Here is a 26850-nt window from a genome sequence, read left to right on the forward strand (position 1 = left end):
GGGCAAAAACGGTCTGCCCGCTGTGGTTCAAAGGGTTACCACTGATAGCTGACCAGCAGTTTGGCGTTACGACCATCCTGCGGAATGCCCTGTGGTGAGTAATATTCTTTATCGAAAGCGTTCCCCAGTACCACGGTAGTGGTGACGCCCTGCAGGTCTTCGCGGCCTTTATAGCTTAGGTAGAAATCGTTCACGCCATACCCGGCTTGCTTGCTGTAGCCGGTAGCTACGTGGTGCGCACTCTGGGCAAAGGTTCCCACCCAGCCGGTGGATAAACCGGTCTCGGCAATAGGAATATCCAACACGCTGGTGACCGTATCCGGGGTGATACTGGAGAGCCAGTCACCCGTCGCTTCATCTTTACCACGTGTGCGGTTGTAGGCCAGATCCAAACCGAACCACCGGGTTTTATAGTTCAGCGAGGCATCCCATCCCCAAATCTTGGCGCGATCGATATTGGTTGAGAAGGTAGTACAGCTGATGCAGTACATACCGCGTGGGCCACGGCCTAACTCCATGGTGACACCGGTAGTAATATAATCTCTGGCTTTGGTATCGAAGTAGCTGGCCTTGAATTGCAGGCTGTCATCGGCCATTAACAGATCGTCAAAGCGCAAGCCGAAGCCGTATTCCTGCGTAGCGTTGGTTTCCGGCTTCAGATTCGGGTTAGGCACCCAATAGTTGGTGATGGTGGTCGGGCCCATCGGGATCGAGAAGTGCTTGGAGTCGTTGTACATCTCGCCCATGGTTGGTGCGCGGAACGCCTGAGCATAGGAGGCGAACATCATCAGCCAATCGGTAGGGGTAACGCTCATCGCACCACGTGATGACCACTTGTTGGCATTGACGTCGTCATAACCGTCGCTAGAGCCTTTGTAGTTGTCATAACGCGTCCCGGCCAGGAAAGAGACGGGCAGGTCACGCAGAGTGATCTCATCCTGCAACCAGCCGGAAGCGAAGTTGATTTTGGCCTGCGGGAAGCTCTCTGTTGCCCCCCCTGGCGTCTGTTCCTGTCGGTAGGCTTCGCTACCATAGGTAAACAGGTGCGAAGCGAAGCTGTCAGCAAACAGGCGGGTACGGTTTTCCAGCTTGCCACCTTTGGTAGTTTGTTTGCGAGCTTCATCCGTGCTGCCGTCGGTATGCGCATTGATCTCTACTTCGGAGTAATAGAGCTTGGCATCGGCATCCAGCCAATCCTGGCCTGTGGGCTTGAGCTTATAGCCGAGCTGTGCGTCACGCTGAATGGTGGAACGGTCGGTTAACACATTGCTGCTGGAAACATCAGGCGTTTGCGGATTCTTAGGTTCTTGCGCCCGGTTGTTGTAATAACGCAGATTACCGCTCAGGGACTGGTTGTCATCGATGGCCCAGGTGCCTTTGGCCAGAACGTTGCTGATGGTCTCGTCGTTCGGTGCATTAAAGCCATCGCCCTGGCGAATATCGCCAATATCGCGGGTGCCGAAAGAGATCAGACCATCGAGAACGTCAGTTTTACCGTAAGCGCTGGCGCCCATGCCCAGGCTATGATCGCCGGTAGCCGCTGTGCCGAACACGCGGTAGCCGGTGTTATGGCCGGGCAACAGCAGATCGGCGGCATCCACCGTTTCATAGGAGATAACCCCACCTAATGCGCCACTGCCGTACAACAGTGCCGATGGGCCACGCACTACTTCAATCCGTTTTACCAAGCCAGGATCCAGGAAGGTGCCATTGATATGGCCGGTATCGGTTCCCTGACGAATACCATCAACCAGGATCAACACGCCACGGCGATCGTAACCCCGCATCATAATGTCTTGCCCATTGCTCCGGCCAGTACCGGTTACGGTAACCCCAGGCACATGACGCAGCATATCGCCGGCGGTGGTGGCGGTTTGGCTCTGAGGGCTGTTGCCGTCGATCACCGTCACCATCATCGGCGCTTCAAAACTGCTGCGCTGATTACCGGTGGCGACCACGGTCATGGTCTCATCTTTGTTTTTTTCTTGTGCCTTGGTGGCAGCGGAAACACTGGTGTCGGTCTGGGCAAAAACCACCGTAGGCAAAGCGCAGGCAATGGCCAGGCTTAATGCGGATAAACGCAGCCGGGAGGCAAAAATGGCAGGCATGTGGCAACTCTCCGTATGTTTTAAACATATCAATAGATTTGCTGGCTGCCTGGATCGCAAGATCGGGGTGGCTGGCGTTAAAAGGAACTAAGACGTTATTTGGTTAAGATCAATTTTCCCGCTTTGGTTTGGCGAAGTTGATAGCGTTGCCCTTGATGGATGATCACCGCCAGCCCATCGGTGCCCAGCAGCTCGGCACTGTCGAAGCAGGGCGGTAAAGCGGCAGGAGCACTGCCGTCAGGAGTCACCAAAGCGTTGTTGGACTGTTGGCAATTATTGAGATTGTCCATAAATTCAACCGGTAAATGGTAATTAATATCAAATTGATAATCATTATCATGTTAGCGAAAGGTTACATCAAGGGAAATTTTCTTACCGATGGAACCTTTTTGTCGTCATGCTTACCGGGGCTGGATTGATTGCGACCAATTTGCTGATAAAACGGCTATTTCAACAAAGTTTCGATACGGCTGAACAGGCGCTCAGGTTTGGTGATGGGGGCAAAGCGTGTGATGCGCTCGCCATCGGCGGTGAGCAGGAATTTGGTGAAGTTCCACTTGATACGTTGGCTACCTAACAGACCGGGAGCACGGCGTTTTAACTCGCTGAACAGGGGATGCGCCTGCGCGCCATTGACGTCGATCTTGCTGAACAGCGGAAAGCTGACGCCATAGTTGAGGGTGCAGAAGTTGGCAATCTCCAGCGGATTGCCCGGCTCTTGTCCGCCAAACTGATTGCAGGGGAAGCCCAGCACCATCAACCCGCGTGAGCGATAATACTGCCACAGCTTTTCCAAGCCCGCATACTGCGGGGTAAAGCCACACTTGCTGGCGGTATTGACCACCAGGTAGGCTCGCGCCGGGAAGTCGGCCAGCGTTTTATGTTCCCCTTGCAGGGTGATACAGGGAATGGACAGCAGTGAATGGTTCACGGAAGAGGGCTCCAGATCGGTTTAGTTCAGATGTTTGGCAAGTATAGCGGAATGACGTAAGAATACTTCGTAGAATATGGCATCAATAACCTGATTTAGGTGATGAAGATCCGGTAATGCAGTGTTTAAGATCCCCACTTACTCGTTGGAAAACAATAATTAAATTAAAGCAAGCATCATATGCAAATGCCATTTTATATTTAAAATGTTTAATTGAGTGAGTAATCATAGGTGTTCAGCTTTTATTTTACAGGCATTGACGCTTGGGTTTTTGAATGTGTAATGTTATTTTTTTTGTGGTATCTACGTAAATAGGGAAAGTATGAGCTAATTGTTACATAGGGAGATGATGTGAATGTGTTAATTGTTATTTTTCTAATATTATCAGTGTGTTGCCACTTCTTTGTGGGGTTGGGAGTATTTCCAGACGTTAAGAGGAATACAATGGCACTTGCCTCTTTGATGCTTTTGTTTGCAGGGGTATCTAGTGGCTATAAGATTTTCACTGCAAATTTTTGCATTATTCTCATGCTATTGGCTTGTGTAATACGGTGGGGTAAAGGAAAGAAACGTCTAAAAGAAATAGATAACATAGGTATGTTGTACGTAACGCTTTCTTTCATCCCTTTTTTGGTTTTTATGATTGAGTGGATGAATTATTGAGTTTTCAATCCCATCACGAAAGTGATACTGCGTGAACGGATAAATGAGAGCCAGCAGGCCAAAAGCATGCTGGCTAAAATAATCAGAAACGGGTATCCACCGCATCGGCCAGCATAGCCAGCAACTGCTCGCTGTCCGACCAGCTCAGGCAAGGGTCGGTAATGGATTGGCCGTAGGTTAGTGATTGGCCAGCCACGATCTTCTGCGTGCCTTCCACCAGGAAGCTTTCGGCCATCACGCCTGCGACGGCCACGGAGCCTGCACGGATCTGTTGGCAGACGTTTTCCGCCACTTCCAACTGGCGGCGATGCAATTTCTGGCAGTTGCCGTGGCTGAAGTCGATCACCAGCTGTTCAGGTAAATCGAACTCGCGCAGGCTATCACAGGCGGCTACCACATCGGTCGCGTGATAGTTTGGCGTCTTGCCGCCGCGCATGATGATATGGCCATAAGGATTACCGCTGGTCTGGTAAATGGTCATCTGGCCGGTTTTGTCTGGCGACAGGAACATATGACCGGCGCGCGCGGCACGGATGGCATCAATGGCGATGCGGGTATTGCCGTCGGTGCCATTTTTGAAACCGACCGGGCAAGAGAGCGCCGAAGCCATTTCACGGTGGATCTGGCTTTCGGTGGTGCGAGCGCCAATCGCGCCCCAGCTGATCAGGTCGGCAATATACTGGCCGATCACCATATCCAGAAACTCGGTCGCCGTTGGCAGGCCAAGCTGGTTTACTGACAATAGCAGCTTGCGCGCCATCTCAATACCACGGTTGACCTGATAGCTGCCGTCCAGATCGGGATCGGAAATCAAGCCTTTCCAGCCCACTACGGTGCGCGGTTTTTCAAAATAGGTGCGCATCACGATTTCCAGGCGATCCTGATAGCGCTCGCGCAGTACGTTAAGACGGGTGGCATAGTCCATTGCCGCATCCAGATCGTGAATGGAGCAGGGGCCAATCACTACCAACAGGCGCTTATCTTCGCCGGTGAGGATTTTTTCAATACGTTTACGTGACGCTGTCACGTTATCGGCTACCGATGCTGAGATCGGCAACTTTTCTGCCAACGCCTGAGGCGTGACCAAGCTGTCGATGCGCGCGGTCCGCAGTTCATCTGTTTTGTGCATGATTGTCTCTAAAACTGTTCTTCGCGACGGCAGGAATACCGGGAAGTGATGGCGATCACAATAACGCAAAAACGGCTGATTTCAACCGTAGAGATTGTGATCGGCTGATTAAAACCGGTAAAAAAGCACAAAAGAGGGGGGATGGACGACTATCCGGCCAGCCCCTACTATCAGAACATTCGCCGGCTCATACCGAGGATATCGAGGATCTTGGTGGAGATCTCCTCCACCGAATAGTTGGTGGTATTGAGGTAGCGGATCTGGTTTTTGCGAAACAGTGCTTCCACTTCGGCAACTTCCATCCTGCATTGGCGCGGGGAAGAGTAACGGCTGTTTTCGCGGCGTTCTTCGCGGATCGCCGTTAACCGCTCTGGGTTAATGGTCAACCCAAATAATTTATGTTGAAACGGCTTTAGCGCGGTGGGTAGCTGCAAATTGTCCATATCATCGGCCGTAAACGGATAGTTGGCCGCGCGGATACCAAATTGCATCGCCAGATACAGGCTGGTAGGGGTTTTACCGCAGCGGGATACGCCGAGCAGGATCACCTGCGCCTGATCGAGATTGCGCAGCGATATGCCGTCATCATGGGCCAGGGTGTATTCAATGGCCGCGATCCGGGCGTCATACTTGCCCAGATTGTTTTCCGTCAGCCCGTGGGTGCGATTAGGGACCGGCGTTGGATCCACCGCTAATTCCCCCTGCAGCGGGCCAACCAGGGCTTGCACGATATCCTGGCAGAATCCTTCACTTTGGGTGATCACCTGGCGAACCTCCGGCGAGATAATCGAATAGAACACCAGTGGGCGCACACCGGTTTGTTGGTAAATATCATTGATCTGCTGGCATACGCCCCGCGCACGCGCTTCGGTTTCCACAAAGGGCAGAGTGAAAGTGGTGGCCTTGACGGGAAACTGTGACAGCACCGCATGCCCCAATACTTCGGCGGTAATGGCCGTGCCATCCGAGATATAAAAAACGCTTCTTTCCACCCATAACTCCTTAATGCCTGAAACGACGGATAGCAACATCATGGTCTGCATACCCACATACGGTAAAGAGGAGGACAGAAATTTTGTGACGCTGGGGATCATTCGCGGCAATTGAATATATTTAATAAAACTATATTTCATTTTTAATAAAATGAATGGTGCTATTTTAACTACCTGCTCCGACGCAAATTGGCGCTATTTTCGTCAAATCAATCACTAAAATTACGGGTATTTAAGCAAAAGTTTAAATAATACATAATTTGTTGAATTGTAAGCTTTTAGCCAGTTAGGGAACGATCCCTAATAAAATTGTGCTCGCTGGAATTCTCTTAATTGCTATTTTCTTCATTGGCTTGATCGATTCACCTGTCTATTGTCTATGGATCATTGTGCTAGTGTGGGTGGGTGCCGTTTTTGCGGTACCCGTCAAAAATCCGTCAATACCCTACTGATAGCAATAAGGATTGTCTCGATGTCTAACAATGGCCCAGACTTGCGTAATGTGCTTTGGTACAACCAGCTTGGCATGCACGACGTTGACCGTGTCGGTGGCAAAAATGCCTCCCTCGGTGAAATGATCACCAATCTCTCCGATTTGGGCGTGGCCGTACCCAACGGTTTCGCCACCACCGCCCAGGCATTTAACGATTTTCTTGAGCAAAGTGGGGTTAACCAGCGCATTTATCAGCTGCTGGATCAGACTGACGTGGACGATATTGCTCAACTGTCCAAGGCCGGTGCGCAAATTCGCCAATGGGTGATCGATACGCCTTTCCACGCGGAATTTGAACGTGAAATTACCCTGGCGTACCAACAACTGTCCGAGGGCGAAAGCGAAGCCTCCTTTGCCGTGCGTTCTTCCGCCACGGCCGAAGATATGCCAGACGCCTCGTTTGCTGGCCAGCAGGAAACCTTCCTCAACGTGCAGGGCATTGATGCGGTGATGGTGGCGATCAAACACGTCTTCGCCTCTCTGTTTAACGACCGGGCCATCTCTTACCGTGTGCATCAGGGTTACGATCACCGTGGCGTGGCGCTTTCCGCCGGTGTACAGCGCATGGTGCGCTCCGACCTGGCTTCCTCTGGGGTCATGTTTACCATTGATACCGAATCCGGCTTTGATCAGGTGGTATTTATTACCTCGGCGTTCGGCTTGGGGGAAATGGTGGTACAAGGGGCGGTCAACCCGGATGAGTTTTATGTCCATAAACCGACGCTGCTGAAGGGCAAACCGGCCATTGTGCGCCGCAACCTTGGCTCGAAAAAAATCCGCATGGTGTACGCACCTTCACAGGATCACGGCAAGCAGGTCCGTATCGAAGATGTGCCAGAAGAGCAACGCAATCGTTTCTCTTTGACCGATGATGAAGTCCAGGCACTGGCACATCAGGCGTTGTTGATCGAAAAACACTATGGCCGCCCGATGGATATCGAGTGGGCCAAAGACGGCCACACCGGCAAGCTGCTGATAGTCCAGGCGCGGCCAGAAACCGTGCGCTCCAATGAGCAGGTGATGGAACGCTACCAACTGAACGGTAACAGCACCGTGCTGGTAGAAGGGCGAGCCATTGGCCATCGTATTGGGGCAGGCCCGGTGAAGGTCATCCACAATATCAGCGAAATGGATCGCATCGAGCCGGGCGACGTGTTGGTCACCGACATGACCGACCCGGATTGGGAACCGATCATGAAGAAGGCGGCAGCGATCGTAACCAACCGTGGTGGGCGTACCTGCCATGCAGCGATCATTGCCCGTGAACTGGGGATCCCTGCCGTTGTAGGCTGTGGCCACGCAACGGACCTGCTGAAAGAAGGGCAGAAAGTCACCGTCTCCTGCGCCGAAGGCGACACCGGCTTTGTCTACAGCGACATGCTGGAATTCAGCGTGCAAAGCTCGGAAGTCACTGAACTGCCGGAACTTCCGTTGAAGATTATGATGAACGTCGGAAACCCTGACCGTGCGTTCGACTTCGCTCGCTTGCCAAATGAAGGCGTAGGGCTGGCCCGGTTGGAGTTTATTATCAACCGCATGATCGGCGTACACCCGCGTGCCCTGTTGGAGTTCGACCAGCAAACCCCAGAGCTGCAGGCAGAAATAAAAACGCTGATGTTGGGCTATGACGATCCGGTCGAGTTCTATGTCGGTCGTTTGACTGAAGGGATCGCCACGTTGGGCGCGGCATTCTGGCCGAAGCGCGTGATTGTGCGCCTTTCCGATTTTAAATCTAACGAATACGCCAACCTGGTAGGTGGCGAGAAATATGAGCCGCACGAAGAAAACCCGATGCTAGGTTTCCGTGGCGCGGGTCGTTACGTGGCGGACAGCTTCCGAGACTGCTTCGCCATGGAATGTGCCGCGATGAAGAGGGTACGTAATGAGATGGGCCTAACCAACGTTGAGGTGATGGTGCCGTTTGTGCGTACCGTGGCTCAGGCGGAGGCCGTGGTGGCAGAGTTGGGGCGTCAAGGGTTGAAGCGCGGCGAGAACGGGCTGAAAGTGATTATGATGTGTGAGATCCCTTCCAACGCCTTGCTGGCCGATCAGTTCCTTGAGCACTTTGATGGTTTCTCTATCGGTTCCAACGATATGACGCAGCTCACGCTGGGGCTGGATCGCGATTCCGGAGTGGTCTCTGAGCTGTTTGACGAGCGCAATGAGGCGGTCAAGGCGCTGCTTTCCATGGCGATCCAGGCGGCCAAGCGTCACGGCAAATATGTCGGCATCTGTGGACAAGGCCCGTCAGACCATGCGGACTTTGCCGAGTGGCTGATGGATCAGGGGATTGATAGCCTGTCGCTTAACCCGGATACCGTGGTGCAGACCTGGGTTAATTTGTCACAAAGAAAGTAAACCTGAATAACAACGTCTATTGAAAACATAAAACCGCCGGTTAAACCTGGCGGTTTTTTTATATTGGCGGGTTATTTTGCACAAAAAAAAGCCCATCAAAAGACGGGCAAAGACTACACACAGCAATTCAGTGATTCGAGGTTACCTTGTTAGCTGACTTGACTGGCAAGCAATGCATGGAAAGCAATGATTTTCAGCAAGATAGAGTTTCATACTAGGCAGTTATCTGGCGCGCGTCATTAAGAATCGTCCCAATCAAACAGCCTGGTTTGTAATGGTTCATTGTGAGAACAGGTACTTGAATGGCATCTATTATTGCAGCAGGTGAGTCAGCAGAATAATTATCGGGAACGATGCGGTGGGGAATGGGAATATTTTGATTAATCGCCTGCCCAATGAATGAGCAGGCGATGTAGGGATCACAACTGTTCTAAATCTTTGGCGACTTCTTCCAGATCGGCGGTGGGCTCTGGAGCTTCGTTCACCCAGGCGCTAACCAACCGATAAGAGACCGCCAACACGACAGGGCCGATAAACAGGCCAATCATCCCGAAGGCCAGCAGGCCACCGATAACGCCTGACAGGATCAGAATCAACGGCAGGTCGGCACCCATGCGGATTAGCGCCGGGCGCAGGAAGTTATCCAGAGTTCCGACCACACAGCTCCACACCAATAGCACGGTGCCCCAGGTGGTATCACCGGTCCAGTAAAGCCAGATAATGGCCGGGACCAAGACCAGCAATGGCCCCAGTTGAGCGAGGCAAAAGACGAACATCACTACGGTCAGCAAGGTGGCCGCCGGAATGCCGGAAACGGCCAGCCCAATACCGCCCAGGATCGACTGCACCAATGCGGTCACCACCACGCCTAATGCGACTGCACGGATCGCTTGCCCGGCCAGTAACACGGCCGCGTCGCCCCTAGTGGAAGCAAGGCGCACGGCAAAATGGCGGATCGCCATGCCAACCTGCTCACCGCGGGCGTACAGCAAGGCGCTGAACAGTAACATTAGCGAACAGTGGATCAGGAAACGGCCAATATGCGCTGCCTGGGTGACAAACCAGGTGGCGGTCTGGCCAAAGTAAGGTTGAATTTTGGCCACCAGAGCGTTACCACCGGTGTTCACCAACAGATGATAGCTGTTATAGACTTTGTGCCCGATCACTGGAATGGAACGCAGCCACTCCAACTGTGGAACGTGGAGCTGGCCCGGAGAGTTCACCCAGGCTACGATTGGCGCGCTGTTGTCCACCACGCTGCTGATCAATAGGGCAATAGGCAGCACAAACAGTAAGAGCAGCAGGATGGTCATCACCAGCACGGCTAGCGACCGGCGGCCCCAAAGTAGGCTCTGTAGTTTAATCAATACCGGCCAGGTGGCGATCACCACCATCGATGCCCAGGCAAATCCCAGAATAAAGGGTTGAATGACCCAAAAACTGGCGACGATCATAATGGCGATAAACAGCACACCAAAAATTATCGTCGGTAAATCGTAGCGGCGTTGCGGTTGTGTCATGAATGCGTTTTCATCCTAGTGAGTTAATTCCTTGGTACCCTTTTATCATGGAGCATTTTTGGCAACTTTCACAGTCAGCAGCACATTTTGCCGTGGAACGTCATCAGCGGTACCGCCTTTCACTATTAAGCGCAGTGGAATAACCGCCAGATTTTCTTCTGCCGATAGCGCAGCCATCGGTTGCGCTATCATTTTCCCCGCCAAATAATGCCAAATTCAGGATGTACAAGCGGCAAAACACCCGCCATTATGAGGTAGATAGCGATGATGCAGGGGCGGGTAACGGCCCTTGCGGTTATCGTGATAATAAAAGACAGGGGAGGGTCAGTTCCGGGCCCGGTTAAGCAATGAAGAGCAGACAGAGTCAAACAAGCGAATGATCCCACAAATTTCTCAGGCATCCGGCCTCGTTCAACGGGTGCTGGACTTTTTGGCCGCGTTAAAACAGAGCGGATTCAACGGCGATACCGCCACTAGCTATGCCGATCGGTTGACGATGGCGACGGATAACAGCATTTACCAGCTGTTGCCCGATGCGGTGGTGTTTCCTCGCTCAACCGCCGATGTGGCGCTTATCGCCCGGCTGGCCGACGAGGAGCGCTTCAAGGCGCTCACCTTCAGCCCGCGCGGTGGTGGCACCGGCACCAATGGGCAGGCACTTAACACCGGCATTGTGGTTGATATGTCGCGCTACATGAACCGCATTCTGGACATCAACGTCGAGCAAGGTTGGGTGCGGGTAGAGGCCGGAGTGATTAAAGACCAGCTTAACCAGTATCTGCGGCCGTTCGGCTATTTCTTCTCGCCGGAGCTTTCTACCAGCAACCGCGCCACCCTAGGTGGCATGATCAATACCGACGCGTCTGGCCAGGGCTCGCTGGTGTACGGCAAAACCTCAGACCACGTGCTGGGGCTGCGGGCGGTGTTGCTGGGGGGCGAAATGATCGACACTCGCGCCATGCCAACGCCGCTGGCGGAAACGATTGCCCAGGAAGATACGCCAGAGGGGCGGATCTACCACACCGTGCTGAACCGTTGTCGCGAGCAACGCGCACTGATCCTGGAAAAATTCCCCAAGCTTAACCGCTTCCTAACCGGCTACGATCTGCGCCACGTGCTGAGCGACGATCTGCAAACCTTCGATCTGACCCGCATTCTTACCGGTGCCGAAGGGACCTTGGCCTTTATCACCGAAGCGCGGCTGGATATCACACCGCTGCCGAAGGTGCGGCGGCTGGTAAACGTCAAATATGACTCTTTCGATTCGGCCCTGCGCAATGCGCCCTTTATGGTGGAAGCCAAGGCGCTGTCGGTGGAAACCATCGACTCTAAAGTGCTGAATCTGGCCCGCGAAGATATCGTCTGGCACTCGGTCAGCGAACTGATCACCAACGTGCCCGATAAAGAGATGCTCGGGTTGAACATCGTTGAGTTTGCCGGTGACGATAAAGAACTGATCGACGGCCAGATGGAAGCGTTGTGCGAGCGTCTGGACGATCTGATCTCCGAGCAACAGGCTGGGGTGATCGGCTATCAGATTTGCGGCGATTTGACCGGCATTGAGCGTATCTACAATATGCGCAAAAAGGCGGTTGGGTTGCTGGGTAACGCCAAAGGGCAGGCCAAACCCATCCCGTTTGCCGAAGATACCTGCGTGCCGCCGCAGCATCTGGCCGACTATATCACCGAGTTCCGCCAACTGTTGGATAGCCATAACCTGAGCTACGGTATGTTCGGCCACGTTGATGCTGGTGTGCTGCATGTGCGCCCGGCCTTAGATATGTGCGATCCCCAGCAAGAAGTGCTGATGAAGCAAATATCTGACCAGGTGGTGGCGTTAACCGCCAAGTATGGCGGCCTGTTGTGGGGAGAACACGGGAAGGGCTTCCGGGCGGAGTATAGCCCGGCGTTCTTCGGCGAGGAGCTCTATGAAGAACTGCGCCGCATCAAGGCCGCGTTTGACCCGCTCAATCGCCTCAATCCGGGGAAAATCTGCCCGCCGCTGGGCGTAGATGCCGTGATGATGAAAGTCGATGCGGTGAAACGTGGCACGTTGGATCGCCGCATCCCCATCGATGTCCGCACTTCGTTCCGTGGCGCGATGGAGTGTAACGGCAACGGACTGTGCTTTAACTTTGATGTCCACAGCCCGATGTGCCCATCGATGAAGATCACCGCGAATCGGATCCACTCGCCGAAAGGCCGAGCGGCCCTGGTTCGCGAATGGTTACGCTTATTGGCAGAGCAGGGCGTGGACCCCGTCGCACTGGAAAAGCAGTTGCCGCAGCAGCGCCTCAGCTTCCGCACGCTGGTTGAGAAAACCCGTAATAGCTGGCATGCAGGCAAGGGCGAATATGACTTCTCCCATGAAGTCAAAGAAGCGATGTCTGGCTGCCTGGCCTGTAAAGCCTGTTCGACCCAGTGCCCGATCAAGATCGACGTGCCGGGCTTCCGTTCGCGCTTCCTGCAGCTTTATCACACCCGTTATCTGCGCCCAATGCGTGACTACGTGGTCGCTGGCGTTGAGAGCTATACCCCGTTGATGGCCAAAGCGCCAAAGGTGTTCAACTTCTTCTTCAAGCAGCCATGGGTGCGCGAACTGAGCCGCAGCAGCATAGGTATGGTGGATTTACCGCTGCTATCGAGCCCAACGTTACGCCAACAACTGTCGGGCCATAGCGCGTTCAGCATGACGCTTGAACAGTTGGAAGCATTGAGCGAAAGCCAGCGCGAACAGCATGTGCTGGTGGTGCAGGATCCGTTTACCAGCTATTACGATGCCCAGGTTGTGGCAGACTTTGTACGGCTGGTGGAAAAGCTGGGCTACAAGCCGGTGCTGTTGCCATTCTCACCGAACGGCAAGGCACAGCATATCAAAGGGTTCCTGACACGCTTTGCCAAAACGGCGCGCAAGACAGCGGACTTTCTTAACCGGGTAGCCAAACTGGGGATGCCGATGGTGGGTGTCGATCCGGCGTTGGTGCTGTGTTATCGCGACGAGTATCAAGAAATTCTCGGGGCCGAGCGGGGTAATTTCCAGGTGCAACTGGTTCATGAGTGGTTGCAACAGTTGCTGGCAGAACGAGCAGAACAGCCTGCGACCGGTGAAGCCTGGTATCTGTTTGGCCACTGTACCGAAACTACCGCATTACCGGCGAGTACCCAGCAGTGGGCCGCCATCTTTGCCCGTTTTGGCGCCAAGTTGGAAAACGTCAGCGTGGGTTGCTGTGGCATGGCGGGCACTTACGGTCACGAAGCCAAGAATCTGCAAAATTCCCTGGGGATTTATGAGCTATCATGGCATCAGGCGCTACAGCGTTTGCCAAGGCAACGCTGTCTGGCGACCGGTTATTCTTGCCGCAGCCAGGTAAAACGCATTGAAGGCAATGGCGTGCGGCATCCATTACAGGCACTTCTGGAGATGATTGCGTGAAGCTGTGGAAACGTGAAACAACGCTGGAACAACTCAACCAAAGCGGTGAAGGATGCATGGTGGCCCATGTGGGCATTCAGTTTACCCGCTTGGAAGATGACTATTTAGAGGCGGTGATGCCCGTCGATCACCGCACTACCCAGCCGTTTGGCCTGTTACACGGTGGGGCTTCGGTGGTGCTGGCCGAGTCGATGGGCTCAATGGCGGGGTATCTGTGCACCGAAGGGGAACAAAAGGTGGTGGGGTTAGAGATTAACGCCAACCACCTGCGCGCGGTATTTAAAGGGCAGGTGCGCGGGGTTTGTCGTGCATTGCACGCCGGCCGCCGCAATCAGGTCTGGCAGATCGAGATCTTCGACGATCGCGATCGCCTCTGCTGTACCTCACGGCTGACCACGGCAGTATTGGAGTAACACCAACCCCGCAGGTTTTCGCCTGCGGGGTAAACGTTACAGCTGGAACGGCACCCGTTTCACAAAATCCTTCTGAAAAGCGGTAGCCTTGTCCCAGCCGCCTTCCATCGAATATTTCTGGCAAATCAGCGTTAGCGTATGCCGGGCAAAATGATAGCACTGCACGCGGAACAGCTGACAACGCTGTGGGTTGTTGATCTCGACAATCAGCCGGTTATGCAGTTTGCTCAGCGCATGCAGGTAGCTCTCGTCATCGCCATTTTCCAGGCATAAATTCGCCATGCCAAGGCTGACACCGTTGTAACGCTTCAGATGATTGATGTTGCATTCAGGCCGCTGTAGCGCTGCTTCCGCCATATAGAAATCCACCGTGGCATCACGGATGTTGAACTTGTATTCATCAATTTTGCTCAGCAGCCACGCATTCATCGAGATAGCCATAGGTCCACGCCCAATTAAAGCTTAATGATAATCATTATCATATTTGTAGCTGTGGCGATGATCAATGCTCCCCGCAGATTTTTTTCTGTAGTCGGTCTTTTGACCGCCACGGGCTAAAAACACGCGAGCGACTAGACTTAAAGCAGGGAAAGGCATTTTTCAGACAGACAAAATGTAGAAATAGGTATTTTCTATGAATGTTTAAAACAGACGACTTATCCGGCGCTATAACCTTGTCGGAACAGCGGGATAAGCCGTACGAGATATGATGAATTGCTATCAATTCAGAGGGATAAAAATTATCCCCATATCTATTTTGCTTGGATACGCCATCGATTTATCGTGTTGCCGAGCGTAAATCCGGGCGTTTGGTAAATACCCCCGCAAAACAAAAGGTTGAAGTGATAATCATTATCACTAACATGGGCGGTAAGCCAGATCGGCTGTAGTAAACACGAATGTGAGGTAGGTCATATGCATACGGAAGATGTTGGTACTTTTTCTTTGGCAGACAACGTCTGGCAAGGCATTTCGCTGAGCGACAGCGCGGTGAAGCAGATAATCAGACTCATGCAGCAGGATGCTCAGGTGAAAGGGCTGCAACTCGGCGTCAAACAATCCGGCTGTGCGGGCTTTGCCTACGTACTGGATTTGACCCGCGAACCGGCCAGCGACGATCTGTTGTTCGAACGTGACGGGGCCAAGCTGTTCGTGCCGCTCAAAGCGATGCCGTTTATCGATGGCACCACGGTAGATTTTGTTCGGGAAGGGCTGAATCAGATGTTCAAATTTAATAACCCTAAAGCTCAGAACGCCTGCGGGTGCGGTGAGAGCTTTGGCGTTTAAGCGATGCAATCAACATGACACGAAGCAACGTAGAAACAGCGAAAGATGTACCGGCTTGGGTCAGCGAAGGTCGCTATAAGGAAGGATTCTTTACCCAACTGGCCACCGATGAGTTGGCCAAAGGTATCAACGAAGAGGTGGTACGCGCCATCTCTGCCAAGCGTAACGAACCCGAGTGGATGCTGGAATTCCGCCTGGAGGCTTACCGTGCCTGGCTGCAAATGGAAGAGCCACACTGGCTGAAAGCCAACTATGACAAGCTTAACTATCAGGATTACAGCTACTATTCAGCGCCGTCCTGCGGTAGCTGTGATGACTCCTGCGGTTCTCAGCCTGGGGCGGAGCAGCAGCCTGGTGCCAGTTCGGAGAACGGCTACCTGACCAGCGAGGTTGAACTGGCGTTTAATCAGTTGGGTGTACCTGTGCGTGAAGGTAGTGAAGTGGCGGTAGATGCCATTTTCGACTCGGTTTCTGTCGCGACCACCTACCGTGAAAAGCTGGCAGAGAGTGGGGTGATCTTCTGCTCGTTCGGTGAGGCCATTCACGACCATCCAGACTTGGTACGTAAATATCTGGGCCGAGTGGTGCCGCATAACGACAACTTCTTTGCCGCACTTAACGCAGCAGTGGCTTCTGACGGCACCTTTGTCTACGTGCCGAAGGGCGTACGCTGCCCAATGGAGCTTTCCACCTATTTCCGTATTAACGCCGCGAAAACCGGCCAGTTTGAACGCACCATCCTGATTGCCGATGAAGGCAGCTATGTCAGCTACATCGAAGGCTGCTCAGCGCCGGTACGCGACAGCTATCAGCTGCACGCGGCGGTGGTTGAAGTGATCCTGCATAAAGACGCCGAAGTGAAGTATTCCACGGTGCAAAACTGGTTCTCCGGCGGCGGCGAAAGCAAGGGCGGTATTCTCAACTTCGTCACCAAGCGGGCGCTGTGTGAAGGCTCAGGGTCCAAAATGTCCTGGACACAGTCTGAAACCGGCTCGGCAATCACCTGGAAATACCCAAGCGTGATCTTGCAGGGCGACAACTCGATCGGTGAGTTTTTCTCGGTGGCGCTGACCAGCGGCTACCAACAGGCGGATACCGGCACCAAGATGATCCACATTGGTAAAAACACCAAGTCGACCATTATTGCCAAAGGGATCTCCGCCGGACACAGCCAAAATACCTATCGTGGGCTGGTGAAAATCCTGCCTGGGGCGGAAAACGCCCGTAACTTTACCCAGTGCGATTCAATGCTGATCGGGCCCAACAGCGGGGCACATACCTTCCCCTATGTGGAAACTCGCAACAACAGCGCCCAGCTTGAGCATGAGGCTACCACCTCGAAAATCGGTGACGACCAACTGTTCTACTGCCTGCAACGGGGCATCAGCGAAGATAATGCCATCTCGATGATCGTCAATGGTTTCTGCAAGGACGTGTTCTCCGAGCTGCCGCTGGAGTTTGCCGTAGAGGCACAGAAGTTACTGGCTATCAGCCTGGAACACAGCGTCGGTTAAGCACCCGTATTTATAGCGCAGCAGCGCGATCAGAGGACACAGCATGTTAAGTATCAAGAATTTGCACGTCAGCGCCGAAGGTAATGAGATCCTCAAGGGGCTGAGCCTGGACATCAAACCGGGCGAAGTGCACGCCATTATGGGACCCAACGGCTCTGGCAAAAGCACGCTTTCCGCCACGCTGGCTGGCCGGGAAGAGTATGAGGTCACCGCAGGGGAAGTGACGTTTAAAGGCAAAGATCTGCTGGAGCTGGCTCCTGAGGATCGGGCCGGTGAGGGCGTATTCCTGGCGTTCCAGTATCCGGTAGAGATCCCCGGCGTCAGCAACCATTTCTTCCTGCAGACCTCGGTGAATGCGGTGCGTAATTACCGTGGCCAAGAGGCGCTGGATCGCTTCGATTTCGCCGACTTTATCGAACAGAAGATCGAGTTGCTGAATATGCCAGCGGATTTGTTGACCCGTTCGGTCAACGTCGGTTTTTCCGGCGGTGAGAAGAAGCGCAACGACATCCTGCAAATGGCGGCGCTGGAGCCGGAGCTGTGCATTCTGGATGAAACGGATTCCGGGCTGGATATCGATGCCCTGAAGATCGTCGCCAACGGCGTCAATTCGCTGCGTGACGGCAAGCGCGCCTTTATTATTGTCACCCACTATCAGCGCATTCTTGATTACATCAAGCCGGATTACGTTCACGTGCTTTCCCAGGGGCGCATCGTGAAGTCCGGTGATTTCTCATTGGTGAAACAGTTGGAGGAGCAGGGCTATGGCTGGCTTTCCGACCAACAGTAATTCACGGGCACTACAGCAGATGTACAGCCTGTTCGAAGCCCGCGGCGGCGAGCAGTCTGCGCATGCGTTAGCCCATTGGCAGCAGGTTTTGCGCCAAGGCTGGCCGACTCGCAAGCAGGAAAACTGGAAATATACCCCGCTGGAAGGCTTGTTGGAGCAGCAGTTTCTGGAGCCTGTGGACCACGTGATTAGCGAGGAGCAGCGTGACCAGTTAGCGTTGAAGATTGATGCGTATCGCCTGGTGTTTGTCGATGGGCGCTTATGTCCGCAATTGAGCGATGAGGATCTTGGTGACTACCAGTTGAACAGGGTGACCTATGATGCGCCAATAACGCTGCCAGAACCGATCCAGCCAGAAATTTTTCTGCATTTGACCGAAAGCCTGGCGCAGGAAACCAGTGTGATTAGCCTGGCGGCAGGCAAAGCTCCGGCTAAACCGCTCTATCTGTTGCATCTCAGCACTGGTCGCGAGCAGCCCGGAGAAGTGAATACGCTGCATCACCGGCACCACCTGGAGATTGCAAGTGGTGCACGAGCTTCGGTCATCGAACACTATGCCAGCGTCAGCGCTGCGGCCCACTTCACCGGTGCGCGCCTGACCGTGACGGTGGGTGATAATGCCGAGCTGCATCATTGCAAACTGGCGTTTGAGAGCCAGGCCAGTTATCACTTTGCCCATAACGACCTGCTGGTTGGCCGCGATGCGCGGGTTAAAAGCGACAGCTTCCTGTTGGGAGCGGGGCTGACACGCCACCACACCAGTGCACAGTTAAACGGTGAGGGGAGCAATCTGGTCATCAACAGCCTGGTGCTGCCGGTAGGTAAAGAGGTGTGCGATACCCGTACCTATCTGGAGCACAACAAAGGCTACTGTGAAAGCCGCCAACTGCACAAAACGGTGGTCAGCGATCGGGCCAAGGCGGTATTTAACGGCATGATCAAGGTCGCGCAGCACGCGATCAAAACCGACGGCCAGATGAACAACCACAATCTGTTGTTGGGCAAGGTGGCGGAGGTCGATACCAAACCGCAGTTGGAAATCTACGCCGATGATGTCAAATGCAGCCACGGTGCCACCGTGGGCCGGATCGATGAAGAACAGCTGTTCTATCTGCAATCGCGCGGTATTGATAAGCACGCGGCGCAGCAGATGATCATCTTTGCCTTTGCCGCTGAACTGACGGAGGGCATTGCCGACCCGGTCATTCGGGAGTTGGTGCTGGCGCGTATCGCCGATCGTTTACCCCAGGAGGCGGCATGAGTTATCCCCTGGAACGGGTACGTAGTGATTTTCCCCTGCTGGCTCGGGAGGTCAATGGGCAACCGTTGGCTTATCTGGACAGTGCTGCCAGCGCGCAGAAACCGCAGAGCGTGATTGACCGCGAACTGGATTTCTACCGTCACGGTTATGCCGCGGTTCACCGCGGCATTCATACGTTGAGCGCCGAAGCTACCCAGCAGATGGAGGGCGTGCGTGAGCAAGTGGCGCGCTTTATCAATGCGGGCTCGGCGGAAGAAATCGTGTTCGTCAAAGGCACCACCGAAGGCATCAATCTGGTGGCTAACAGCTTTGGCCGCCATTTGCTGACGGCGGGCGACAGCATCATCATCACCGAGATGGAGCACCACGCCAACATTGTGCCGTGGCAAATGCTGGCGCAAGAGCGAGGCATCACGCTGCGTATCTGGCCATTGCAGCCAGACGGCACCTTGGATTTGGCACAACTGCCGGATCTGATCGATGCCTCCACCAAGCTGTTGGCGATTACCCAGGTATCGAACGTGTTGGGAACCGTCAACCCACTGCATGAGATCGTTCCCGTGGCCAAAGCTGCTGGGCTGAAGGTGCTGGTGGACGGGGCTCAGGCGGTGATGCATCAGCGTATCGATGTCCAGGCGCTTGACTGCGATTTCTATGTGTTCTCTGGCCACAAGCTGTACGGGCCTAGCGGTATCGGCATTCTGTATGGCAAGCAGTCGTTGCTGGAACAGATGCCACCGTGGGAAGGCGGCGGCGCGATGATCCAACGGGTCAGCCTGACGCAAGGTACTACCTTTGCAGCGCCGCCATGGCGGTTTGAGGCCGGTTCACCTAATACGGCGGGTATGATGGGGCTGGGGGCTGCCATCGACTATGTCGAGGCTCTGGGGCTGGAAAATATCCACGATCACGAGCAATCTCTAATGCGCTACGCATTGGATGGACTGCAGCAGGTGCCAACGCTGAAGATTTATGGCCCTGCGCAGCGTGCCGGCGTGATTGCCTTTAACCTGGGTGAACATCATGCCTACGACGTGGGCAGTTTCCTGGATCAATACGGCATTGCGATCCGCACTGGGCACCACTGCGCCATGCCGCTGATGGAGTTCTACCAGGTACCAAGTATGTGCCGTGCCTCGCTGGCGTTGTACAATACCCGTGAGGAAGTGGATCGGCTGGTCGCCGGTTTGCAGCGCATCCACAGCTTGTTAGGCTAATCATTAAAGGGAACCCCATGGCGCATTTGCCAGACAAAGATAAATTGGTGCGTAATTTTTCCCGCTGCCTGAACTGGGAGGAGAAGTACCTGTATGTGATCGAACTGGGTAGCCAGTTGCCACCGCTGGATGAAAGCGAGCGGCAGGCGGCCAACCTGATTTCCGGCTGTCAAAGCCAGGTCTGGATCGTGATGAGCAACAACGCGCAAGGGCAGGTTGAGTTTCATGGCGATAGCGATGCTGCTATCGTCAAGGGGCTGCTGGCGGTGGTGTTTATTGTTTATCATGAGCTTACGCCGCAGCAAATCCTCGATCTGGATATACGCCCATTCTTCAGCGAACTGGCCTTGAGCCAACATCTGACGCCTTCTCGTTCTCAAGGTTTGGAGGCGATGATCCGCGCTATTCGCGGTAAAGCGGCACAGCTCGCCTGACCGGATATCCCAAGGCTTATTGATGACAGGTTATGTCAATGAGCCTTTACAATTCCTGCCAAGCTCCGCCTGTTTTCCGCAAATCCTAGCTATTTCAGTCAGTTACTCGTTGACGATGCATTGACAATTCCTGCGTTTGATTACGTTATAACATGTTGATTTTTTGCAATTTATTGCCTTTAAATCGGATCTTGCTAATATCGAACGAGCATTTATCTTATTTACCTGCTGGCCAGCGATCGCTAGCCTTGCAATGAACCGTAATAACAATAGGGATCAGAATGAAACGTGCGTTGACTCTAATGGGCGTGCTATTCGCCACTGTACTGACCGGCACCCAGGCCGCCAGTGCGAACGAATACCCATTGCCGCCGCCAGGCAGCCGTCTGATTGGTGAGAATACGATTTACAACGTGCCAAACGATGGCCGTTCGCTGGAAGCCATTGCGGCTGACTACAAGATTGGGCTATTGGGCATGCTGGAAGCCAACCCGGGTACCGATCCCTATCTGCCTAAACCGGGATCGGCGCTGACGATCCCGACACAGATGCTGCTGCCGGATACCCCACGTGAAGGCATTGTGGTCAATCTGGCGGAACTGCGCTTGTACTATTACCCGAAAGGGGAAGATAAGGTGATCGTCTACCCGATCGGTATTGGCCAGACCGGTATGAATACGCCGCTGAAGGTGACCTCGGTCAGCCAGAAGATCCCGAATCCAACCTGGACGCCCACTGCCAACATCCGCAAGCGCTACCAGTCACAGGGCGTGACTTTGCCTGCGGTAATACCAGCCGGGCCAGAGAATCCGATGGGGTTGTTTGCCATGCGTCTGGCCATGGGGCGCGGTGAATACCTGATCCACGGCACCAATGCCAACTTTGGTATCGGGATGCGTGTGAGCTCAGGCTGTATCCGCCTGCGCCCGGACGATATCGAAGCGCTGTTCAACCAGGTGCCACAGGGCACCAGAGTGCAAATCGTCAATGAACCGCTGAAAGTCTCCGTTGAGCCAGACGGCAAACGCTATGTAGAAGTGCACCAGCCATTGTCCAGAGTGGCCAGTGACGATCCGCAGACCATGCCAATCGCGCTTTCTAAAAATCAGAAAGCCTTTGCTGCCGATCCACAGACCGATAAGGCAATGCTCGACAGCGCCATCGTACGGCGTTCTGGCATGCCAGTGCTGGTAAGTGTAGGGCAAGACCCTTCCGAGGTCACTACACCGCCTACAGCACTTCCTGGTGAGGGTGCTGATACCTCTGGCGAGTCTGGTGCACCGATTAGCTCAGTGAACTAAACCTTGATGGTGAGAAAGTCATGGGGTCCGGCATTGAGCCTGGCCCTTTTTTTGTGCCTAAGGTATTGGATAGGGTGATGTGCAGGGGAATTTATAGGCAAAAAAAAACGGTGCACAATGTGCACCGTTTTCAATAACCGAAGCAAACTTACTTTTTGTAAGCGTGTGCTTGGTTGTCCAGACGCTGGTTAGCGCGCGCTGCGTCGTCTTTAGCTGCTTGAACGTCAGAACGGATTGCGTTCACGTCGTTGCTCAGCTGATCAACTTTAGCGTTCAGAGTCTGAACGTCAGAAGACAGTTGATCGATTTTAGCGTTGCTTGAGCAACCAGCCAGCATAGTAGAAGCCAGGATTACCGCGCCCAGTACCAGTTTAGTACGATTCATTATAACACCCTCTAGATTGAGTTAATCTCCATGTAGCGTTACAAGTATTACACAAACTTTTTTCGAAAGAGAATAAATTTTTTGTATTAGGGCCCTTTATTTTGATCGTTCGCTCAAACTTGCATCTTCTTTTGCAAAATAGTTAAAAAATCGAAGGAAAACAGCCTGATTCTATGGGACAACTCTCAAATGAAATTGGCGAAATAAACCGCTTTAATGGTTGCGTTTTTCTGAAAGTGCGTTATTGCAGATAAAAAAAACGCCGCTAAGCGGCGTTTGGGTCACAGACTGGTTGTCACGTTTATTATTACAGCACGTGAACCGAGGCAGTATTGGTCGTGCCGCTTGGTACCAGAGCACCAGAAACCATCACCACGACGTCGCCTTTCTGTGCCAGGCCGCTGGCCAAAGCAACTTCTTTACCAATGCGGTAGAAGTCGTCGGTAGAAGCGATTTCTTTGACCATCTGAGTGGTGATACCTTTGCTCAGGATCAGCTGACGGGCAGTGACTTCGTTGGTCGTCAGCGCCAGGATCACGGCGTTAGGGAAGTACTTACGCACGGATTTGGCTGATTTGCCGCCGCTGGTGGCAACCACGATCAGTGGCGCGTCCAGTTTTTCGGCAGTTTCTACCGCACCGCGGCATACTGCTTCGGTGATACGCAGTTTACGGTTGTCGTTCAGGGTGTCGATACGGCTAGGCATCACGCGATCGGTACGTTCGCAGATGGTTGCCATGATGGTAACGGCTTCCAGCGGGTATTTACCCTTGGCGCTTTCACCAGACAGCATCACCGCATCGGTACCGTCCAGGATGGCGTTGGCAACGTCACCGGCTTCTGCACGGGTAGGGCGCGGGTTCTTGATCATTGAATCCAGCATCTGGGTCGCGGTGATAACCACTTTGCGTGCACGGTTACACTTCTCGATCATCATCTTCTGCGCGAAGATCACTTCTTCAACCGGGATTTCAACACCCAGATCGCCACGAGCTACCATGATGCCGTCAGACGCTTCGAGGATCTCGTCGAAGTTGTTCAGGCCTTCCTGGTTTTCGATCTTGGAGATGATCTGAATGTTTTCGCCGCCGTGAGCTTTCAGGTGCTCACGGATTTCCAGCACGTCGGAACGCTTACGGATAAAGGAAGCCGCAACGAAGTCTACGCCTTGCTCACAACCGAAGATCAGGTCACGTTTGTCTTTTTCGGCCAGCGCTGGCAGCTGAATGGATACGCCCGGCAGGTTAACGCCTTTGTTTTCGCCCAGATCGCCGCTGTTCAGTACCTTACAAACCACTTCGCTTTCGGTAACCGCAGTCACTTCCATACCGATCAGGCCATCATCCACCAGTACGGTGTTGCCAATTTTCAGGTCGGCAGCAAAGCCAGGGTAGGTCACCGCAACGCGTTCGTTGTTGCCGATAACGCTCTGGTCGGTGGTGAAGGTGAAGGTCTGGCCAGCAACCAGGGCTGCATCAACGCCGCCTTCCAGTTTCATGGTACGGATTTCCGGGCCTTTGGTATCGAGCAGGATACCGGCGTTTTTACCGGTTTTGGCAATTACCGCACGCATGTTCTTGATGCGGTTACCGTGTTCTTCATAATCGCCGTGGGAGAAGTTAAGGCGCATTACGTTCATGCCCGCGTTCAGCAGGCTGGTCAGCATTTCTTCCGACTCGGTTTTCGGGCCGATAGTACAAACAATTTTGGTCTTTTTCATGACGATTTTTTCTGCAAGTTGTGATGGATTATAAAACTAACGATACCGGTGGCTAGGCCATCGGTAAGGGATTTGGGCTGTGCCTGGCAATGCAAAACATAGTTAAGGATAGGTGACCTTGGTCGAAATGGGGTGGAAAAATTCGGCCGATGCCCAGGTGCGGGTAGGCTGCGCAAAAAGCGAGGATGAGAATTTTTTGTAATTGCGTTTTCGCAGATCAAGGGCTGAAACCATTCAACTGAAAGACGTTGCGCATTATAAGGCTATGCGGCTGGAAACAAAACAAAAAACCGCAGTCGTTGGCAGTTTTGTACATAAAGTCAGCAAATGTGGCGCAAATAAGCCGCCTGCTAACGGGTTTGTTGCGCAATTAGCATTACTGTAACGGATTATGTTTTCGAAAAAAATAAAGTGACGGCGATCGCGTTTTCAAACATTTTTCTGGATTTCCAGCAGGACTCCGTCATCCAGACAGAAACAGCCAAAAACGGTAGTGGCAGGGATCGCCAACGTTTCCTGGGCCATCAGAGTATGCACGTCACTGCCGACGGTGAATTCGAAGATCCCAGAAAGGACGCGGATGTGTTGGGGGTAGGGGCGTTTTTGCAGTTGGTCAAAGGTGCCTGCGGCAAACTTGACTTCCCAGGCGGTGCTCCCATCGCTCATTAGCCCTTGGCGGCGGGCGAGGCCATTGTCGAGTTGTTCGAACGGCAGCTGTGATTTAAAAACCGACATCAAAATTACCTCCATCAGGATACTGTGCTGATGATACGCGACGGGCTGACGCTCTGTCCGGTATTACTGTTAAATTGGGTTACCGTTAGGCGAGAGATAATACTGGGAAGCGAAACAAGAAGTGGTGCGTCCGAATGGACTCGAACCATCGACCCCCACCATGTCAAGGTGGTGCTCTAACCAACTGAGCTACGGACGCACTGTGCTACTTTCAGGAATTTGGTGCGTCTGAATGGACTCGAACCATCGACCCCCACCATGTCAAGGTGGTGCTCTAACCAACTGAGCTACAGACGCATCTTTTTCCTCTCTGTCATGGCTGACAGCGGGGACGAATATTAACGAGCAACCTGGCCGCTGGCAAGGGGAAAAACGCAATTTTATTTGGTATTTCACGCGATTGCTGAGCTTATGTGCAGTAAGGCGGTTTTTTCTGCAATGGCTGGCGAGGAACTCGCCGGTTTGCCTGTGACAAACCGGCGAACGCTATTAACGTGTGGAACGCTGCAAAATCAACGCCGGGGGTTGGCGTTGTAACCAGCGCATCCGAAATACCATCATGATGGCGGCGAAGGTCAGGCCGATAATAAAGCCGAACCAGAATCCGCTCGGCCCCATCGCCGGCACGATGTAGTCCGTCAGCGCCAGCAGATAGCCGCTGGGCAATCCGAGAACCCAATAGGCCACAAAGGTGATGTAGAAGATCGCCCGGGTATCTTTATAGCCTCGCAGAATACCGCTACCGATCACCTGGATAGAGTCGGATATCTGGTAAATCGCCGCCAGCAGCATCAGATGGGAGGCCATGGTCACGACCGCAGGATTATCGTTATACAGCAGGGCGATAGATTCGCGGAAGGCAGCGGTGAACAACGCCGAGCAACTGGCCATGGCGATGCCGACGGCAATCGCCGCATAGGCGGCAATCCGAGCGCCCTCTACCGAGCCTTCGCCCAGACGGTGCCCAACGCGAATGGTGGCCCCAACGCCGAGCGACAGCGGCAGTACAAACATCAGTGAGCTGAAGTTCAGGGCGATCTGGTGCCCGGCCACCGCGACGATGCCTAGCGGTGAAACCAATAATGCCACCACGGCAAACAGCGTCACCTCAAAGAACAAGGCCAGGGCAACCGGTAGACCAATGCCGATCAGGCGTTTTAACGCCTGCCAGTCCGGGCCACGGCGTGCGCCTTCCTCCAGCTTGATATCCCGCAGCGAGGATGCACGTTTGGTATACCAGCGCATCATCAGGAACATCATCCAATACACGCTGGCGGTGGCGACACCACAACCGACGCCGCCCATTTCCGGCATGCCAAACTTGCCGAAAATCATTATGTAGTTGATCGGGATGTTGATCAACAGCCCCAAAAATCCTATTACCATGCCGGGCTTGGTTTTGGATAAGCCTTCACACTGGCCACGGACGACCTGGAAGAACAAATAGCCGGGAGCTCCCCACATAATGGCATGCAGGAAACCAACGGCCTTTTCAGCCAGCAGCGGATCGATGTTGTGCATCATGTCGATCACCAACTGGCTGTTATAAATCACGGCGATAATGAGGAGTGAAACCCCCGATGCCAGCCAAAAGCCCTGACGCACCTGATACGCGATACGATCGCGGCGGCCCGCGCCGTTGAGCTGGGCGATAACTGGGGTCAAGGCCAGCAGTAAACCGTGGCCGAACAGAATGGTCGGCAGCCAGATAGAGGTCCCGACGGCAACGGCGGCCATATCCGTGGCGCTATAAGAGCCAGCCATGATGGTATCGACCACGCCCATTGCGGTTTGGGATATTTGCGCGATGATGACCGGAATTGCGAGGGCCAATAAACTACGCGCCTCAATAAAGTACTTCTGCACGTATACACCTTTCTAATTATTTATGGGAAGGGGTGTCGCTGCATCAGCAACAACTAAAAACTGCGGAATATGCCGAAAAGATTGTACCTGCTAGTCGGGGTTAAGCAAAGGTTGTAAAGAAATAGTTATACTCGTCGTCTTTCAAGCTGTAGCTTGAAATCCAAGAGTCTCTATTCGTCGCCTTGAAACTACAGCGCAGTTAGCTGAGGACGCTAACCCCAGGATATAAACTAGGCAAGCACTGCTTTTTTGCCGCTGTGCGTTTGGTTTTCTGCCATAACTGGGGCAAACTGCTTACAG

At 53.5% G+C, this 26850-nt stretch carries 22 protein-coding genes and 2 tRNA genes; 10 read left to right on the plus strand and 14 right to left on the minus strand.

From position 1 onward, the window contains the following. Positions 1–35: 35 nt before the first annotated feature. From KGP16_RS12180 to KGP16_RS12200, 5 genes are all read right to left on the minus strand, one after another. Positions 36–2108, minus strand: a complete 2073-nt coding sequence (locus tag KGP16_RS12180; protein ID WP_094981796.1) for a TonB-dependent hemoglobin/transferrin/lactoferrin family receptor — start codon at positions 2106–2108, stop codon at positions 36–38. Positions 2109–2203: 95 nt separating this feature from the next. Continuing rightward, complete coding sequence (hemP, locus tag KGP16_RS12185) at positions 2204–2398, minus strand: hemin uptake protein HemP (RefSeq protein WP_021804574.1); 195 nt, start codon at positions 2396–2398, stop codon at positions 2204–2206. Between the two features lie 155 nt (positions 2399–2553). Beyond that, positions 2554–3039: a glutathione peroxidase gene (locus KGP16_RS12190; RefSeq protein WP_021804573.1), complete on the minus strand. Its 486-nt coding sequence runs from the start codon at positions 3037–3039 to the stop codon at positions 2554–2556. A gap of 745 nt (positions 3040–3784) precedes the next feature. Beyond that, entirely contained in the window at positions 3785–4831 is a 1047-nt protein-coding gene (locus tag KGP16_RS12195) for a 3-deoxy-7-phosphoheptulonate synthase (RefSeq protein WP_021178121.1), read from the minus strand. Between the two features lie 170 nt (positions 4832–5001). After that, positions 5002–5823: a pyruvate, water dikinase regulatory protein gene (locus tag KGP16_RS12200; RefSeq protein WP_223501387.1), complete on the minus strand. Its 822-nt coding sequence runs from the start codon at positions 5821–5823 to the stop codon at positions 5002–5004. A 472-nt stretch (positions 5824–6295) separates the two neighbouring features. Here KGP16_RS12200 and ppsA point away from each other — a divergent pair, with 472 nt between their 5' ends. After that, complete coding sequence (ppsA, locus tag KGP16_RS12205; protein WP_021804570.1) at positions 6296–8674, plus strand: phosphoenolpyruvate synthase; 2379 nt, start codon at positions 6296–6298, stop codon at positions 8672–8674. A gap of 419 nt (positions 8675–9093) precedes the next feature. Here the strand turns inward: ppsA and ydiK are convergent, their stop codons facing one another. Further along, positions 9094–10194: an AI-2E family transporter YdiK gene (gene ydiK, locus KGP16_RS12210; protein ID WP_021804569.1), complete on the minus strand. Its 1101-nt coding sequence runs from the start codon at positions 10192–10194 to the stop codon at positions 9094–9096. A 45-nt stretch (positions 10195–10239) separates the two neighbouring features. Further along, complete coding sequence (locus KGP16_RS12215) at positions 10240–10386, minus strand: hypothetical protein (RefSeq protein ID WP_155621742.1); 147 nt, start codon at positions 10384–10386, stop codon at positions 10240–10242. A 184-nt stretch (positions 10387–10570) separates the two neighbouring features. Between KGP16_RS12215 and KGP16_RS12220 the strand changes: the two genes are divergently transcribed. Continuing rightward, complete coding sequence (locus KGP16_RS12220) at positions 10571–13627, plus strand: FAD-binding and (Fe-S)-binding domain-containing protein (protein ID WP_021804567.1); 3057 nt, start codon at positions 10571–10573, stop codon at positions 13625–13627. Continuing rightward, entirely contained in the window at positions 13624–14040 is a 417-nt protein-coding gene (gene menI / locus KGP16_RS12225; RefSeq protein ID WP_021178115.1) for a 1,4-dihydroxy-2-naphthoyl-CoA hydrolase, read from the plus strand. The genes KGP16_RS12220 and menI overlap by 4 nt, the downstream gene beginning before the upstream one ends. Before the next feature lie 36 nt (positions 14041–14076). Here menI and KGP16_RS12230 read toward each other — a convergent pair whose 3' ends face one another. After that, complete coding sequence (locus KGP16_RS12230) at positions 14077–14481, minus strand: hypothetical protein (RefSeq protein WP_024486172.1); 405 nt, start codon at positions 14479–14481, stop codon at positions 14077–14079. Positions 14482–14955: 474 nt separating this feature from the next. On the opposite strand from KGP16_RS12230, the gene sufA reads away from it, so the two are divergent. From sufA to KGP16_RS12265, 7 genes are all read left to right on the plus strand, one after another. Beyond that, positions 14956–15327 carry a Fe-S cluster assembly scaffold SufA gene (sufA, locus tag KGP16_RS12235; protein ID WP_021178114.1) on the plus strand — a complete coding sequence of 124 codons (372 nt, stop codon included), beginning with the start codon at positions 14956–14958 and terminating at the stop codon, positions 15325–15327. 14 nt (positions 15328–15341) lie between these two features. Continuing rightward, on the plus strand, positions 15342–16841 hold the full coding sequence (gene sufB / locus KGP16_RS12240) for a Fe-S cluster assembly protein SufB (protein WP_037374809.1): 1500 nt from the start codon (positions 15342–15344) through the stop codon (positions 16839–16841). Between the two features lie 43 nt (positions 16842–16884). Next, positions 16885–17631 (plus strand): Fe-S cluster assembly ATPase SufC, encoded by a 747-nt coding sequence (gene sufC, locus KGP16_RS12245; protein ID WP_021804565.1) that lies wholly within the window; start codon positions 16885–16887, stop codon positions 17629–17631. Then, entirely contained in the window at positions 17606–18892 is a 1287-nt protein-coding gene (gene sufD / locus KGP16_RS12250; protein ID WP_179247406.1) for a Fe-S cluster assembly protein SufD, read from the plus strand. The genes sufC and sufD overlap by 26 nt, the downstream gene beginning before the upstream one ends. Next, positions 18889–20109, plus strand: a complete 1221-nt coding sequence (sufS, locus tag KGP16_RS12255; protein WP_223501389.1) for a cysteine desulfurase SufS — start codon at positions 18889–18891, stop codon at positions 20107–20109. Before sufD ends, sufS begins: the two co-directional genes overlap by 4 nt. Before the next feature lie 17 nt (positions 20110–20126). Next, complete coding sequence (sufE, locus tag KGP16_RS12260; RefSeq protein WP_021804562.1) at positions 20127–20543, plus strand: cysteine desulfuration protein SufE; 417 nt, start codon at positions 20127–20129, stop codon at positions 20541–20543. 281 nt (positions 20544–20824) lie between these two features. Next, on the plus strand, positions 20825–21844 hold the full coding sequence (locus tag KGP16_RS12265; RefSeq protein ID WP_094981792.1) for a L,D-transpeptidase family protein: 1020 nt from the start codon (positions 20825–20827) through the stop codon (positions 21842–21844). Positions 21845–21992: 148 nt separating this feature from the next. Here KGP16_RS12265 and KGP16_RS12270 read toward each other — a convergent pair whose 3' ends face one another. The 6 genes from KGP16_RS12270 to KGP16_RS12295 form a co-directional block, all read right to left on the minus strand. Continuing rightward, positions 21993–22229, minus strand: coding sequence for a major outer membrane lipoprotein (locus KGP16_RS12270; protein ID WP_005165631.1), 237 nt, complete (start codon positions 22227–22229; stop codon positions 21993–21995). A 307-nt stretch (positions 22230–22536) separates the two neighbouring features. Further along, positions 22537–23949, minus strand: a complete 1413-nt coding sequence (gene pykF, locus KGP16_RS12275; RefSeq protein WP_021178107.1) for a pyruvate kinase PykF — start codon at positions 23947–23949, stop codon at positions 22537–22539. Between the two features lie 429 nt (positions 23950–24378). Beyond that, on the minus strand, positions 24379–24684 hold the full coding sequence (locus KGP16_RS12280; protein WP_021804559.1) for a pectin degradation protein (sugar phosphate isomerase family): 306 nt from the start codon (positions 24682–24684) through the stop codon (positions 24379–24381). A 122-nt stretch (positions 24685–24806) separates the two neighbouring features. Continuing rightward, a tRNA-Val gene (locus KGP16_RS12285) sits at positions 24807–24883 on the minus strand. A 21-nt stretch (positions 24884–24904) separates the two neighbouring features. Further along, positions 24905–24981 (minus strand) — tRNA-Val (locus KGP16_RS12290). A gap of 192 nt (positions 24982–25173) precedes the next feature. Next, positions 25174–26550: an MATE family efflux transporter gene (locus KGP16_RS12295; protein WP_021804558.1), complete on the minus strand. Its 1377-nt coding sequence runs from the start codon at positions 26548–26550 to the stop codon at positions 25174–25176. Positions 26551–26850 lie beyond the last annotated feature (300 nt).

Origin of the sequence: Serratia sp. JSRIV006 (assembly GCF_019968685.1) — a bacterium.
Taxonomy (GTDB): Bacteria; Pseudomonadota; Gammaproteobacteria; order Enterobacterales; family Enterobacteriaceae; genus Chania; species Chania fonticola_B.